The organism is Acidovorax sp. GW823-FHT05D11, assembly GCF_058795695.1.
On the sequence record NZ_CM179502.1, the window covers coordinates 4,930,125 to 4,944,383 of the forward strand.

General features: G+C 70.3%; 12 protein-coding genes. 9 read left to right on the top strand and 3 right to left on the bottom strand.

The window, feature by feature from the left end; translation table 11 throughout:
- Window positions 1-77: 77 nt before the first annotated feature.
- Window positions 78-749, top strand: coding sequence for a histidine phosphatase family protein (locus AC3RCE_RS22660; RefSeq protein WP_218296930.1), 672 nt, complete (start codon window positions 78-80; stop codon window positions 747-749).
- 155 nt (window positions 750-904) lie between these two features.
- On the opposite strand, the gene AC3RCE_RS22665 is transcribed toward AC3RCE_RS22660, so the two are convergent.
- On the bottom strand, window positions 905-1,771 hold the full coding sequence (locus AC3RCE_RS22665) for a creatininase family protein (protein WP_218296929.1): 867 nt from the start codon (window positions 1,769-1,771) through the stop codon (window positions 905-907).
- A 131-nt stretch (window positions 1,772-1,902) separates the two neighbouring features.
- On the opposite strand from AC3RCE_RS22665, the gene AC3RCE_RS22670 reads away from it, so the two are divergent.
- The 5 genes from AC3RCE_RS22670 to AC3RCE_RS22690 all read left to right on the top strand — a co-directional run bounded on the left by AC3RCE_RS22670 (window position 1,903) and on the right by AC3RCE_RS22690 (window position 9,851).
- Window positions 1,903-2,658, top strand: coding sequence for an alanyl-tRNA editing protein (locus AC3RCE_RS22670; RefSeq protein ID WP_492254015.1), 756 nt, complete (start codon window positions 1,903-1,905; stop codon window positions 2,656-2,658).
- Between the two features lie 287 nt (window positions 2,659-2,945).
- Window positions 2,946-4,454: a DUF748 domain-containing protein gene (locus tag AC3RCE_RS22675; RefSeq protein ID WP_492254016.1), complete on the top strand. Its 1,509-nt coding sequence runs from the start codon at window positions 2,946-2,948 to the stop codon at window positions 4,452-4,454.
- 107 nt (window positions 4,455-4,561) lie between these two features.
- Window positions 4,562-6,745 (top strand): DUF748 domain-containing protein, encoded by a 2,184-nt coding sequence (locus tag AC3RCE_RS22680; protein WP_492255425.1) that lies wholly within the window; start codon window positions 4,562-4,564, stop codon window positions 6,743-6,745.
- Window positions 6,746-6,949: 204 nt separating this feature from the next.
- Window positions 6,950-9,190, top strand: a complete 2,241-nt coding sequence (locus AC3RCE_RS22685; protein ID WP_492254017.1) for a protein-disulfide reductase DsbD family protein — start codon at window positions 6,950-6,952, stop codon at window positions 9,188-9,190.
- 55 nt (window positions 9,191-9,245) lie between these two features.
- Entirely contained in the window at window positions 9,246-9,851 is a 606-nt protein-coding gene (locus tag AC3RCE_RS22690; protein WP_218341302.1) for a thioredoxin family protein, read from the top strand.
- Window positions 9,852-9,978: 127 nt separating this feature from the next.
- Here AC3RCE_RS22690 and AC3RCE_RS22695 read toward each other — a convergent pair whose 3' ends face one another.
- Window positions 9,979-10,329, bottom strand: a complete 351-nt coding sequence (locus tag AC3RCE_RS22695; RefSeq protein ID WP_218296924.1) for a hypothetical protein — start codon at window positions 10,327-10,329, stop codon at window positions 9,979-9,981.
- A gap of 91 nt (window positions 10,330-10,420) precedes the next feature.
- Between AC3RCE_RS22695 and AC3RCE_RS22700 the strand changes: the two genes are divergently transcribed.
- Window positions 10,421-10,936, top strand: coding sequence for a CoA-binding protein (locus AC3RCE_RS22700; RefSeq protein ID WP_492254018.1), 516 nt, complete (start codon window positions 10,421-10,423; stop codon window positions 10,934-10,936).
- A 60-nt stretch (window positions 10,937-10,996) separates the two neighbouring features.
- Window positions 10,997-12,322, top strand: coding sequence for an O-acetylhomoserine aminocarboxypropyltransferase/cysteine synthase family protein (locus tag AC3RCE_RS22705; protein WP_492254019.1), 1,326 nt, complete (start codon window positions 10,997-10,999; stop codon window positions 12,320-12,322).
- Window positions 12,323-12,335: 13 nt separating this feature from the next.
- On the opposite strand, the gene AC3RCE_RS22710 is transcribed toward AC3RCE_RS22705, so the two are convergent.
- Window positions 12,336-13,145, bottom strand: a complete 810-nt coding sequence (locus AC3RCE_RS22710) for an IclR family transcriptional regulator (protein WP_492254020.1) — start codon at window positions 13,143-13,145, stop codon at window positions 12,336-12,338.
- A gap of 143 nt (window positions 13,146-13,288) precedes the next feature.
- On the opposite strand from AC3RCE_RS22710, the gene AC3RCE_RS22715 reads away from it, so the two are divergent.
- A complete protein-coding gene (locus tag AC3RCE_RS22715) occupies window positions 13,289-14,248 on the top strand; it encodes an MBL fold metallo-hydrolase (RefSeq protein ID WP_492254021.1) in 960 nt (319 codons plus the stop codon).
- The last annotated feature ends 11 nt before the right edge of the window (window positions 14,249-14,259 follow it).

The window sequence follows — 14,259 nt, forward strand, 5'->3', positions numbered from 1 at the left end:
TCAATTGCTACATCTTCAGTAGCATTGGTCGCTTGTGCGACAAGCGCCAAGGCCCGGATCTGGCCACAATCCGCCGCATGGGAACCCTCTACCTCGTGCGCCACGGCCAGGCCTCGTTTGGCGCGGATGACTACGACCAGCTGAGCGCGCGGGGCCGTGAGCAGGCCGTGCGCCTGGGCGAATACTGGCGCGCGCGCGGCCTGGCGTTCGACGCCGTGATCACCGGCACGCTGCGCCGCCACACACAAACGCTGGAAGGCATCGCCGAGGGCCTGCGGACCGCGCCCGAGGTACTGCGGCTGCCGGGGCTCAACGAGTACGACAGCCATGCGCTGATCGCCGCCATCCACCCCCAGCCCCTGGGCCCGGCCGACACGCCAGAGCGCTACCGCGCGCACTTTCGCATCCTGTGCGACGCGCTCGCGCAGTGGATGGCCGGCGTCATCAGCCCGCAGGGCATGCCCAGCTGGAACGAATTCTCCGCCGGCGTGCGCGCGGCACTGGACCATGTGCGCCATCACCACGTGGGCCACAACGTGCTGCTGGTGAGCAGCGGCGGACCCATCTCGACCGCCGTGGGCGAGGTGCTGGGCACGGCGCCCGAGGTGACGATCGCCCTGAACATGCGCCTGCGCAACAGCGCGGTGACGGAGTTCTCCATCGCGCCCAAGCGGCTGATGATGCAGACCTTCAACACCCTGCCGCACCTGAACGAGGGGCCGCACCTGGACTGGATCACGCACGCATAGCCGCCAGCGGGCCCGCCTGTTCCCCTGCCTGACCATCCAGCGCGCCCGGAACCGGGTTCAGGGCACGGGGTTCGAGCTCACGGGCGCAGCCGTGGCAAAGCCCGGCGAAGCATGGCGCCGCCGGGCCACGGCGGGCTCGGCCAGCACATCCGGGCCTATTCCCATTCCGTATCGGGGCGCACCGTCTGCGGCGCCAGGTCCGCAAGCTCCTGCAGCAACGCCACCAGTTGGCCCGCCGCGGCCTCCACCACCGCGCGCCCCTTGCCCGCCGTGGCGCCAGCGGCATTGCCCACGGCACCCGCGGGGTGGTAGTCCTGCATCTGCCAGCCCAGCTTGGCGCTCTTGCCGTTGCCCAGAATGGCGTAACGCTCCGCCCGGTCCTGCGACGTGGAGCGGAAATCCCGCGCGTGCTCCATGTGCACCGCGCCAGGCGCCAGGTGCAGCATCATCGAGGTCTCGATCTCGCCCGCGTGGATGCCAAAGCGGTGCTCCTCACCGCTGAACTGGCCCGCCACCGCATCGGGCAGCGGCAGGCTGAACCAGCTGGCGCTGTAGACGATGAGGTCGCAGCGCGTGCGCAGTTCGCGCGCCACGATGTCCATCACGCTCACCTGGCCGCCGTGGCCGTTGAACAGCAGCAGCTTCTTGATGCCCGCACGGGCCACACATTCGCCGATCTCGGTCCACAGCGCGATCACCGTGGCTGGAGACAGCGTGAGCGTGCCCGGAAAGCGGATGTGCTCCGGGCTCAGGCCCACGTTCTGCGGCGGCAGGAAGAGCACGGGCAGGTCGGCGGGCAGCTGCGGCAGCGCCGCGTCGATCACGCCCTGCAGCAGGGTGGCATCCACCGACAGCGGCAGGTGCGGGCCATGCTGCTCGACGGCGGCCACGGGCAGCACGGCCACCACCTGGCCGGCCTGGCCCGTGCCCTGCAGCGCGGCAAAGTCGCGGGTGGACAGGTCGGCCCAGAAGCGGGAGGGCAAGGCGGGGCGGGCGGAGGAGGTCGCGGCGGCAGCGGTCATGCCGCGATGTTAGGGCCTGTCCGGGGCCGCGTCACTTCGGCGCCGCCTTGCCCAGCCCATGGCAGCCGGCGGCCCGCGCCCGTGGTATCCCTGCAGCCACGGGGCGCCGCCCATGCCGCTACCATCACCGGATGACCCAAGACATCTTCCGACAAGACGCGTACCTGCGCGAATGCGATGCGCACGTCACCGCCATCACCGACACCGGCGCCATCGTGCTGGACCGCACGGTGTTCTATCCGCTGGGCGGGGGCCAAGCCGGCGACAGCGGCGTGCTCTTGCTCGCCGACGGCAGCGGCATCGCCATCGCCGACACCCGCAAGGGCAAGGACGCCGAAGGCCATGCCACCAGCGACATCGTGCATGTCCCCGCCCCGGGGCAGGAAGACCGCGTGGCCCAGCTCGCGGCAGGCACCGCCGTGACCGCCCGCATCGACTGGGAACGCCGCCACCGCATGATGCGCCTGCACACCACCTCGCACCTGCTGTGCCATGTGGTGCCGCAGCTGGTCAACGGCTGCTCCATCACCCCCGACTACGCGCGGCTGGACTTCGCGATGACCGACCCGCTCGACAAGGAAGCCCTCACCGCCGCCATCGCCGCCCTGGTGGCCGCCGCGCACCCGCTCACGGTGGCCTCGATCAGCGACGAAGAACTGGACGCCAACCCCGCCCTGGTCAAGAGCATGAGCGTGCAGCCCCCGCGCGGCACGGGGCGCATCCGCACCATCCGCATCGGGGGTGACAGCGGTGCACCGCTGATCGACCTGCAGCCCTGTGGCGGCACCCATGTGGCCAACACGTCCGAGATCGGCGCCATCGTGGTGACGAAGATTGAAAAGAAAAGCGCCACCACCCGCAGGGTGGTGCTGGGCTTTGCCCAGTGAGCGCAGCGAAGAGCGCTTTTCCTTGGGGAGCACTCATGGGTGCGCAGCGCAAATGAGTGCGCACCAAAAGACGTGGCACTTGGCCACCACCCGCAGGGTGGCACCGGGCTTTGCCCAGTGAGCCCACGCCCTGGCCACCCCCTCAAATGTCAACAATCTTGAGCCAGGGCGGTACCCCCGTTGCATTGGTTTACGCGGCCTGACGTACAACAGGGACAATAGCGGCCCGCGCACGCGGTCTTGCACCAGGCCTCCTGGGACGGCGGCGCTCACTTCTGCCTGCCGCCATGCCGTTTTCCCTGCGCTCCGTCACCCCTGCCTCCGTCCGCCAGCACCGCTGGTTCCGCCCCATCGTGCGCGCCGCCCTGGCCCTGGCCGGGCTGTGGCTGTTGACCTGGCTGGCCGTGCCGCCGCTGCTCAAGGGCCCGCTGGAGCGCGCGGCCACCGCGCAGCTGGGCCGTGCCGTGACGGTGGGCGCGATCGATTTCAAGCCCTGGACGCTGGAGCTGGCCCTGCGCGACGTGGCGGTGGCCGGCGCCGACGAGGGCGCGCCACCCCAGCTCACCATCGGCCGCATCTACGCCGACGGCGAACTGCAGTCACTGCTGCGCCTGGCGCCCGTGGTGGATGCCTTCACCGTGGAAAACCCCGTGCTGCGCCTCACGCACCGCGGCGATGGCCATTACGACGTGGACGACATCATCGCCAAGGTCACCGCGCCCACGAACGAGCCCGACACGGGGCCGGCGCGCCTGGCGCTCTACAACCTGGCGCTGACCGGCGGCAGCATCGACTTCACCGACAGCAGCGTGGGCAAGACCCATGAGGTGCGCGAGCTGGCGCTGCAGGTGCCGTTCGTGAGCACCCTTTCCAGCCAGCGCGACGTGAAGGTCGAGCCCCACCTGGCGTTCGTGCTGGGCGGCAGCCGCTTCGACTCCTCCGCCCAGGGCACCCCCTTCGCCCAGACCACCCATGCCGACGCGAACGTCCGCTGGCAGGGGCTGAATCTCGCGCCCTATCTGGGGTACCTGCCCGCGAGCCTGCCGGTCAAGGTGCAGGGCGCCACGCTGGATGTGGATGTGAAAGTGGCGTTCGAGCAGGCGCCCCGCATGGCCGTGAAGCTCAGCGGGACCGTCCAGGCACGCGATGTGCGCATGACCGACCGGGGCGGCCAGGACCTGCTGGCCTACGACGGGCTGAAGATCGACATGGCCGATGTGCGGCCGCTGGAACAGATCGTGCATCTGAGCCATGTGGAGCTGACCGCGCCCGTGGTGACCGCCACGCGCAACGCGTCGGGCGACATCAACTGGGCCCAGCTGGCCCAGGCGCCGTCGGCCCCCGCGCAGGTCGCACAGGCCGCGCCGGCCAGCGCCGCGCGCGGGCCCGCCAGCTCCGAGGCAGCGCCCCCAACACCCGCCAGCGGCGCTGCACCGGGCCCCGCGCGCGCCAGGGCCGCAGCCCCCGCGCGCCCGCGCCGTGGGAGGTGTCCGTCGCCAGCGCCGCGGTGCGGGGCGGCACCGTGCGCTGGGCCGACCAGGGCACGCGCCCTGCCGCCGCGCTGCAGGCCACCGACTTCACGCTGGACGCCGCCGGCATCGCCCTGCCCTTCACTGAATCGTCGAAGCCCTTCACCTTCAAGGGGGGCCTCAACGTGCAAGGCAGCGCCCTGGCCTTCGTGGGCGAAGCCACCGACCGGCGGGCGCAGACCACTGTCTCGGTCAACGCGCTGGCCCTGCAGCTGGCGGCCCCCTATCTGGCGCAGGCGCTGGAGCCGCAGGTGTCCGGACAGCTGACGGGCGACGTGGCCGTGTTGTGGGAGGCGCCCAGCCCCAAGGCCGCGCAGGCCGGCGCCACCGGCGTCACCCTGACGGCCGGCCCCCTGGCCCTGGAGCAACTGTCGGTGAAGCAGGGCAAGACCACGCTGGCCAGCCTGGGCAGGCTGGAGGTGCAGGGCGCCCAGGTGCCGCTGGATGCCCGCACGGTCACGCTGGAGAAGCTGACCCTCAGCCAGCCGCAGGCCACGGTGGACCGGGGCGCGGACGGGCGCTGGATGTTCGAGCGCTGGGCCAAGGGCGCCAGCCCGTCGCCCGCCCCCGCCAGCCCGCCCCCGGGCACCGCCGCGGCCGCCCCCTGGAAGCTGCGCGTGGCCGATTTCGCCGTGCAGGGGGGCGTGGTCTCCTTCGCCGACAACGCCCAGGCACGGCCCGTGGCCCTGGAAGTTTCCGCCCTGAACCTGAGCGCCAGGAACCTTGCCAGCGACGGCGCCAGGCCCGAGGCCTTCCAGCTCTCGGCGCGCGTGGCCGCGCCCGGCAAGGGTGGCGCCAGGGGCGCGGGCAAGCCCGAGGCAGGCCGGATCGACTACCAGGGCACCCTGGCCCTGCAGCCCCTGGCCGCGCAGGGCAAGCTCGACATCGCGCGGCTGCCGCTGCATGCGCTGGACGGCTACCTGGCCAGCCAGCTGTCGGTGGAGCTGCTGCGCGCGGACGTGGGTTTCCGGGGCCAGGTCGCGCTGGCGCAGAACGACAAGGGCACCAGCCTGCGCCTGGCGGGCGACGCCGCCGTCGACGAACTCAAGGCCAACAGCACGGCCGCCTCCACGCCCAAGACCGAGGCGCAGGTGGGCGAGGAACTGCTGGCCTGGAAAAGCCTGAGCCTGCGCGGCCTGTCCGTGGCCACGGCGCCGGGCACGGCGCCACGCGTGGAGGTCAAGGAGACCAGCCTGGTGGACTTCTTCGCGCGCATCACCGTGAACGAGGCCGGCCGCATCAACCTGAGCGACATCGCCAAGACCCCCGCCGAGGCGCAGGCCGCGAACGCCGCCAGCGCCGCAGCGAGCGGCCCCGCGGCCTCTGCCTCCGCCGCGGCCCCCGCCAGCGCCGCAGTGGCCCAGGCCGACCCGCTGGCCCCGGTGGTGCAGTTCGGGCCGGTGAGCCTGGTCAATGGCCGGGTGGCGTTCTCGGACTTCTTCATCCGGCCCAACTACTCGGCCGACCTCTCGGAGCTGACCGGCCGGCTCAGCGCGTTCTCTTCCGAGGCCCCGGGCGGCGAACCCATGCTGGCCGACCTGGAGCTGCGCGGCCGTGCCGAGGGCTCGGCGTCGCTGGAAGTCACCGGCAAGCTCAACCCGCTGGCCAAGCCCCTGGCGCTCGACATCGTGGGCAAGGTGCGCGACCTGGAGCTGCCGCCGCTCACGCCGTATGCGGTGAAGTACGCCGGACACGGCATCGAGCGCGGCAAGCTCAGCATGGACGTGAACTACAAGGTGCTGCCGAGCGGCCAGCTCACGGCCAGCAACCGGCTGGTGCTCAACCAGCTGACCTTTGGCGAGCCGGTGGAGGGTGCGCCCAACAGCCTGCCGGTGAAGCTGGCGGTGGCGCTGCTGGCCGACCGCGACGGCGTGATCGACCTGGACCTGCCCATCAGCGGCTCGCTGAACGACCCGCAGTTCCGCCTGGGCCCGGTGATCGGCCGGATCATCGTCAACCTCATCGGCAAGGCCCTCACCGCCCCCTTCAGCCTGCTGGCCAGCGCCTTTGGCGGCGGCAACGAGCTGAGCCACGTGGCCTTCGCGTCGGGCAGCGCCGCGCTCACGGCCGAGGCGAAACAGAATCTGGACAAGGTGGTGAAGGCGCTGACCGACCGGCCGGCCCTCAAGATCACCGTGACCGGCATGGCGAGCCTCAAGGACGAGCGCGAAGGCCTGCAGCGCGAACGCCTGCAGCAGCTGGTGGCCGCCGAAAAGCGCCGTGCGGGCGGGGGCGACACGGCAGCGCCCGTGTCGGCGGCCGAGTACCCCGCCCTGCTCAAGGAGGTGTACCGCCGCGCCGACATCCCCAAGCCGCGCAACCTGGTGGGCCTGGCCAAGGACCTCACGGTGCCCGAGATGGAAACCCTGCTGATCACCAGCCAGAGCGCCACCGACGCGATGGCCGCCGAACTCGCGCAGGAACGCGGCCAGGCGATCCGGGCCTATCTGGTGGCGCAGAAGCTGCCCGCCGAACGGCTGTTCGTGGCCGCGCCCAAGTCGGGCAGCCAGCCCGACAAGTGGACACCGCGTGCGGAACTGAGCCTGAACACCCAGTAGCCCCCGTGCCGCCACGAGACGCGGCGGCTCTTCGGGGCGGTCCCCGGCGCCTCCTGCCGGAGCTGCTGCGCCCGTTTCCCCAGGGGGCCCGCGGGGCGCGCCCCGTTCCAGAGGGAGGGCGGTCCCGCGCACAATGGCGGATTCACTGAATGGACGGCCGGGCGCCGGAACCAACGGCGCCGCGCCTGCTCCCACACTGCAACCATGCCCCAACGCCTGCTCCACCGCCTTGCGGTCACTCTGCTTTTCATAGCTGCCAGCGCTTTATGGACAAGCGCCAGCGCCCAATTCAGCTCCAAAACCAGCGGCCAGGGCACGAGCGTGGTCACCACGCCGTATGTGCGGGCCGAGCTGATGGCCCATGCCCCCCAGGGCGTGGCGCCCGGCCAGCCGCTGTGGCTGGGCCTCTCGATCACCCACCAGCCCGAGTGGCATACCTACTGGAAGAACCCCGGCGACTCCGGCCTGCCCACCGACCTGGCCTGGACGCTGCCCGCCGGCCTGGACGCGGGCGAGATCGCCTGGCCCCTGCCCCGCAAGATCCCCATCGGCACCCTGGCCAACTACGGCTATGAAGGCACGGTGCTGCTGCCCGTGCCCGTCACGGTGGCCGGCAGCTTTGCCGCCGGGCCGCTCGCCAGGGACGCCACGATCAAGCTGCGCGCCTCCTGGCTGGTCTGCCGCAAGGAGTGCATCCCCGAAGAGGGCGAATTCACGCTGCAGCTGCCCCTGCGCAGCACCACGGCCCTGAACGGCGCCGCGTTCGAGGCGGCCGCCCAGGCGCAGCCCCGGCCCGTGCTGGCGGGCACCGGCGGCATCGTGCCGGACAGCCAGGCGCAGATTTCCGACGGCAATGCGCTGCAGGTCAGCGTGCAGGGCCTGCCCGTGGCGCTGCGGGGCAAGACGCTGGACCTGTTCCCCGAAACCGCCGAGGTCATCGACAACGCCGCCAGTTGGAAGCAGGCCTGGAACGGCACCGTCTGGACCGCGCAGATTCCCCTGTCTGCCCAGCGCAGCAACAGCCCCACGCTGATGCCCGTGGTGCTGGCCGAGCAGATGGCCGCGCACGCCACCGGCCCCGACACCCGCACCGGCTACCGGGCCGAGCTCAAGGTGCTGGGCACCTGGCCCCCCGCGGCCTCGGTGGCCAGCGTGTCGCCCGCCTTGGAGGCCGCGCTCAAGGCCAATGCAGCGCAAGCGGGAGGAGCGGCAGCGTCGGCCGCAGGCTCCGGCGCATCGCCACTCACCCTCGCGGCGGCGCTGCTGGGTGCCTTGCTCGGCGGCCTCATCCTCAACCTCATGCCCTGCGTGTTCCCCGTACTGGCGATCAAGGTGGTGGGCTTCACCCGGCACGCGCAGGACCGCCGCGCGCACCGGCTCAGCGGCATGGCCTACGGGGCGGGCGTGGTGCTGTCGTTCATGCTGCTCGGCGCGCTCATGCTGGGCCTGCGCGCGGCGGGCGAGGCCATTGGCTGGGGCTTTCAGCTGCAGTCGCCGGCCGTGGTGGCCTCGCTGGCGGCGCTGTTCACGCTGATCGCGCTCAACCTGGCGGGGGTGTTCGAGTTCGGGCAGTTCCTGCCGTCCTCGGTGGCCAGCCTGCAGGCGCGCCACCCGGTGGCCGACAGCTTCCTGACCGGCGTGCTGGCCGTGGCCGTGGCATCGCCCTGCACCGCACCATTCATGGGCGCATCGCTGGGCCTCACGGCCACCCTGCCCGCGCCGCAGGCGCTGGCCGTGTTCGCGGCGCTGGGCCTGGGCCTGGCGCTGCCGTTTCTGGCCGCGAGTTTCATCCCCGCCGTGGCCCGCGCGCTGCCGCGCCCCGGCGCGTGGATGGACACCTTCCGCAAGCTCATGGCCTTCCCCATGCTGGCCACCGTGGTCTGGCTGGTGTGGGTGCTGGGCCAGCAAAGCGGCATCGACGGCGCCGGTGCGCTGCTGATCCTGCTGGTGGGGCTGTCGCTGGTGGTGTGGGCGCTGTCGCTGGCGGGCCGCGCGCGCGTGTGGATGGCCAGTGTGTCCATCGCGGCGATGGCCTTGCTGGTCTGGGCCTTTGCGCCGCATATCACCACCATGCCCGCCACGCAGGCCGCCCCGCAGGTTTCCGCCAACGGCTGGCAGCCCTGGGCACCCGGCGCGGCCGAGCAGATCGTGGCCACGGGCCGCCCTGTGTTCGTGGACTTCACCGCCGCATGGTGCGTGACCTGCCAATACAACAAGAAGACCACGCTGGCCGACGCCGACGTGATCGCCGACCTGCAGGCCAGGAACGTGGCCCTGCTGCGCGCGGACTGGACGCGCCGCGACCCCGACATCACCGCCGCGCTGGCGGCGCTGGGCCGCAGCGGCGTGCCCGTGTACGTGTTCTACCGGCCCGGCAAGCCGCCCGTGGTGCTGACCGAGGTGCTCAGCGTGGACGAGGTGCGCGCCACCATTGCCCAGTTGTAGAGGTTTTCACCCCGTTTCTTTTCCATCGACAGCCAACCCTTCAGGAGAGTCCGCCATGAAGATGCTTCGCCGTACGTTGATTGCCACCGCCGCGCTGGTGGCGCTGGGTGCCCAGGCCGCCGCGACCGTGGGCCAGCCCGCCCCGGACTTCACGCTCAAGGACGCCGCCGGCAAGACGGTGCGCCTGTCGGACTTCAGGGGCAAACATGTGGTGCTGGAGTGGACCAATCCCGGCTGCCCCTTCGTGCGCAAGCACTACGACAGCGGCAACATGCCCGCCACGCAGAAGCACGCCACTGGCCAGAACGTGGTGTGGCTGGCGGTCAATTCCACCGAGAAGGCCAGCAGCGACTACCTGGAGCCCGCCAAACTCACGGCCTGGCTCGCCGAGCGCAAGGCCGTGCCCACCGCCGTGCTCATGGACGAGGAGGGCACCGTGGGCAAAAGCTATGGCGCGCGCACCACGCCGCACCTGTACATCGTCAACCCGCAGGGCGTGCTGGTCTATGCGGGCGGCATCGACAGTATCCCCTCGGCCCGGCCGGCCGACATCGAGAAGGCCACCAACTACGTGAAGGTGGGGCTGTCGGAGGCGCTGGCGGGCAAGCCGATCTCGGCGGCGACGACACAGCCTTATGGCTGCAGCATCAAGTACAAGTAGGAAGCCCCCCTGAGGCGCTGCGCGCCTTCCCCCGGCGGGGGACGCCACCGGTGGCCTGGCGGAGCCAGTTCCACGGTGGCACTGGTGTGGGGAGCGCGCCAGTTTTTACGAGTGTGGCGGGCTCGGCTCAGCGCGCCACGCAGTTCACGCGCAGCACACGGGGCGCCTGGAAGAACATCGTGTTGCCCTGGCCACGGATGTAGGTGCCACCGTCGCCGTACCCAAAGCCGGTGACCACACGCTCAGGCTGCAGCGGCACGGTGCGGCCGTTGATCTCCAGCAGCGCCGGGCCATCGGGCTGGGCGGGCCAGTGCACCACCAGCATGGGGCCACGGTCACAGGCGTAGGTCGTGACACGCTGGACCTTGGGGACATCGGGCGCGCGGGGCGGCGTGCAGGCGCTCAGGGCAACGGTGGACAGGACAACGGCGGCGGCCACAAGGCCAGTGGCGCGGCGAGCGCGTGGGGGGTTCTGCACGGGATCTCCTCGGAATCTGGGGCGGGGCCACAGTGTGGATGGACAACGGTGCTCTGGCGCCGCAGCAGTCCGTCCCCATACACTGCCATGTATGACACGCACGCCCGACACCATCAGCACCCTGCGCGATATTCTGACGCACTGCCGCACCCTTGCGGTGGTGGGACTGTCGCCCCAATGGCACAGGCCCAGCTATTTCGCGGCCAAGTACATGCAGGCGCATGGCTACCGCATCGTGCCGGTGAATCCGCTCGTCGCGCGCGAGGGTGGGCAGATTCTGGGGGAGACGGCCTACGCCAGCGTGGCCGATGCCGCCCGGGCGCTCGCGGCCCGGGGCGAACGCATCGACATGGTGGACTGCTTTCGCAAGAGCGAGGACATCCCCCCGCTGGCCGGGGAGGCGATCGCCATCGGCGCGCGCTGCCTGTGGCTGCAGCTGGGCGTGTTCAACGAGGCCGCCCGCCTGCGGGCGGAAGCCGCCGGGCTGCAGGTGGTCGAAAACCGCTGCGTGAAGATCGAGCACGCGCGGCTGTTTGGCGGCCTGGGCTGGATGGGCGTGAACACGCGCGTCATCAGCGCCAAGCGCCTGCGGCAACTACCTTACTAGCAAATTCATAGCATCCAGCGCTTGACCATCAAGCGCTTGCGGCCAATTTCATTCAAGACCATGTCCTCATCAGACCACCCCTCCGGCGCCGACCGCGACTTCGGCTTCGGCACCCGCGCCATCCACGCCGGCGCCCAGCCCGACCCCGTGACCGGCGCACGCGCCACGCCGATCCACCAGACGACCAGCTTCGTGTTCGACAACGCCGAACACGCGAGCAGCCTGTTCAACCTGCAGACCTTCGGCAACGTCTACAGCCGCATCAGCAACCCTACGGTGGCCGTGTTCGAGGAGCGCATCGCCAGCCTGGAGAACGGCCGCGCGGCGCTGGCCTGCGCCAGCGGCATGGCCGCGCAGATGGCGGCGCTGCTGGCCATCCTGAAGACCGGCGACCACATCGTGGCGGCCAGCACGCTCTATGGCGGCACGGTGGGCCAGCTCGGCGTGGGCTTTGGCCGCCTCGGCATCGAGACCACGTTCGTGGACCCGGCCGACCCCGAGAACTTTGCCCGCGCCATGCGCCCCCACACCCGCGCCGTGTACGGCGAGACCATCGGCAACCCGCTGGTCAACGTGCTCGACATCGCGGCCGTGGCCGAGGTGGCGCATGCGCACGGCGTGCCGCTCATCATCGACAACACGGTGGCCAGCCCCTACCTGTGCAACCCGCTGGCCCTGGGCGCCGACATCGTGGTGCACAGCGCCACCAAGTACATCGGCGGCCACGGCACGACCATGGGCGGCGTGGTGGTGGAGGGCGGCAAGTTCCCGTGGGACAACGGCAAGTTCCCCGAGATGGTGGAGCCCAGCCGCGCCTACCACGGCGTGAAGTTCTACGAGACCTTCGGCGACTTCGGCTACACCATGAAGGCGCGCATGGAGGTCAACCGCACCTTTGGCGGCGTGCTGTCGCCCATGAACGCGTGGCAGCTGCTGCAAGGCGCCGAAACGCTGCACCTGCGCATGCGTGAACACTGCCGCAATGCGCTGGCCGTGGCGAAGTTTCTGCAAAGCCACCCGCAGGTGGCGTGGGTCAACTACCCCGGTTTGGCAGATTCGCCGTATTTCGACTTGGCACAAAAGCAGTTCCGCGCCGTGGACGGAACGCCCGGAGCCTCGGGCATCCTCACGTTTGGCGTGAAGGGCGGCGCGGCGGCGGGCGAGAAGTTCATCGACGCCTGCGAATTCCTGAGCCACCTGGCCAACATCGGCGACGCCAAGACGCTGGTGATCCACCCCGCCTCCACCACCCACCGCCAGTTGAGCGAAGAAGAGCTGGCCCGCGCGGGCGTGAGCGCGGACATGGTGCGGCTGTCGGTGGGGATCGAGGATGTGGACGACATCCTGTGGGATATCGACCAGGCGCTGGGGCGCGCAACCGCCTGAACGCCCTGGCGCACTAGGCGGAGCTCACCGGCGCCCCCAGCCGTTGTGACAGGCTCCGCGCGGCCTCGCGCAGATGCCGCGCCGCCGGGCTGGCGGGCCCCGTCCGCAGCGTGGCGCTGGGCCCGATCACCGCCAGGCACAGCACCAGCTGCCCGAACCCGTCAAACACCGGCGTGGCCAGCGCGCTGATGCCGGGCAGGAGCTGGTCAGTCACCTCGCTGATCTGGTGCGTGCGCACCGCCTCCAGTTCGGCCGCGAACGCGGGTTCATCCAGCGCGCCCGCGAACCCTTCGGCCGCCAAGGCTGCGGCGACGCGTTCGCGCGGCCCGAAGGCCGCGAACACCTTGCCCGTGGCCGTGTGGCGCACCGAGGCCGTGGTGCCGTGGCGCATGGCCACGTACACGGCCGTGGGGCCTTCCTCGACACGGATGATGGTCGGGCCGCTGTCGCCCCACACCGAGGCCGACACGGTGTAGCCGATGCGCTGGGCCAGCGCGGGCAGCTCGGCGATCGCCAGGCGCACCGGGTCCACCTGCTGCAGGCTGATCAGGCCCAGCTGCATGGCCAAGGGGCCCAGGCCGTAGTGGCCGCTCACGGCGTCCTGCTCGATCAGGCCCAGCTTGCCAAAACTCACCAGGTAGGGGTGGGCCTTGGCGGCCGTCATGTCCGCCGCGCGGGCCAGGTCCTTGAGCGCCATGCGCCGGCCGGTGCGCGCCAGCACCTTCAGCAACTGCCCACCCACCTCCACGCTCTGGATGCCGCGCGGGCTGCGGGGCGTGTCTTCGTCATCGGCAAGGGGCAGGTCGGGGGTCGTGATGGGCATGGGCCCGATTGTCCACGCCTGGCGGCAAGGCAAGCCTCTTCGGGTTTTCACCTAAACGAATGCATTAGACATAAACGAATTTCTTGCCTAACATCAACACATTCCGTTTAGATAAACGCATTCATCATTAACAAATCACCACCATGAGCACCGTCAAAACCTTTGCCTCCGCCGCCGACCTCGAAGTGAAGAAGGTGAGCTTCGACAAGCTCTCCGACCACGCCTATGCCTACACCGCCGAGGGCGACCCCAACACCGGCATCATCATTGGCGACGACGCCGTGATGGTCATCGACACGCAGGCCACGCCGGTGATGGCGCAGGACGTGATCCGCCGCATCCGCGAAGTCACCGACAAGCCCATCAAGTACGTGCTGCTCTCCCACTACCACGCCGTGCGCGTGCTGGGTGCCAGCGCCTACGGCGCCGAGCACATCATCGCCAGCGAAGACACGCGCGACCTGATCGTGGAGCGCGGCCAGTTCGACAAGGACAGCGAGATCGGCCGCTTTCCGCGCCTGTTCCAGAACGTGGAGAGCGTGCCCGAGGGCCTGACCTGGCCGACCATGACCTTCAACAAGAAGATGACCTTGTGGCTGGGCAGCGTGGAAGTGCAGATCCTGCAACTGGGCCGGGGCCACACCAAGGGCGACACGGTGGCCTGGCTGCCGCAGGAGAAAATCCTCTTTTCCGGAGACCTGGTGGAGTTCGACGCCACGCCGTATGCGGGCGATGCGTACTTCCAGGACTGGCCGCAGACCCTGGACAACCTGGCCGCCCTGAAACCCGAGAAGCTGGTGCCCGGCCGGGGCGCCGCGCTCCAGACGCCCGAGCAGGTGCAGGCGAGCCTGGCGGGCACGCGCGCCTTCATCAGCGACCTGTACGAAAGCGTCAAGGCCAGCGCCGCCCAAGGCGAGGACCTGCGCAAGGTGTACGAGGCCACCTTCGCGAAGCTGCAACCCAAGTACGGCCACTGGGTGATCTTCAACCACTGCATGCCGTTCGACGTGACCCGCGCCTACGACGAGGCCACGCAGTACCCCGACCCGCGCATCTGGACGGCCGAGCGCGACATTCAGATGTGGAAATCTCTGGAAGGCTGAGCCACTGAGGC

Excerpts from the sequence above, each read along its gene's own strand:
- AC3RCE_RS22660 (WP_218296930.1), top strand. The coding sequence starts at position 78 with ATGGGAACCCTCTACCTCGTGCGCCACGGCCAGGCCTCGTTTGGCGCG.
- AC3RCE_RS22665 (WP_218296929.1), bottom strand. The coding sequence starts at position 1,771 with ATGACCGCTGCCGCCGCGACCTCCTCCGCCCGCCCCGCCTTGCCCTCC.
- AC3RCE_RS22670 (WP_492254015.1), top strand. The coding sequence starts at position 1,903 with ATGACCCAAGACATCTTCCGACAAGACGCGTACCTGCGCGAATGCGAT.
- AC3RCE_RS22675 (WP_492254016.1), top strand. The coding sequence starts at position 2,946 with ATGCCGTTTTCCCTGCGCTCCGTCACCCCTGCCTCCGTCCGCCAGCAC.
- AC3RCE_RS22685 (WP_492254017.1), top strand. The coding sequence starts at position 6,950 with ATGCCCCAACGCCTGCTCCACCGCCTTGCGGTCACTCTGCTTTTCATA.
- AC3RCE_RS22690 (WP_218341302.1), top strand. The coding sequence starts at position 9,246 with ATGAAGATGCTTCGCCGTACGTTGATTGCCACCGCCGCGCTGGTGGCG.
- AC3RCE_RS22700 (WP_492254018.1), top strand. The coding sequence starts at position 10,421 with ATGACACGCACGCCCGACACCATCAGCACCCTGCGCGATATTCTGACG.
- AC3RCE_RS22705 (WP_492254019.1), top strand. The coding sequence starts at position 10,997 with ATGTCCTCATCAGACCACCCCTCCGGCGCCGACCGCGACTTCGGCTTC.
- AC3RCE_RS22710 (WP_492254020.1), bottom strand. The coding sequence starts at position 13,145 with ATGCCCATCACGACCCCCGACCTGCCCCTTGCCGATGACGAAGACACG.
- AC3RCE_RS22715 (WP_492254021.1), top strand. The coding sequence starts at position 13,289 with ATGAGCACCGTCAAAACCTTTGCCTCCGCCGCCGACCTCGAAGTGAAG.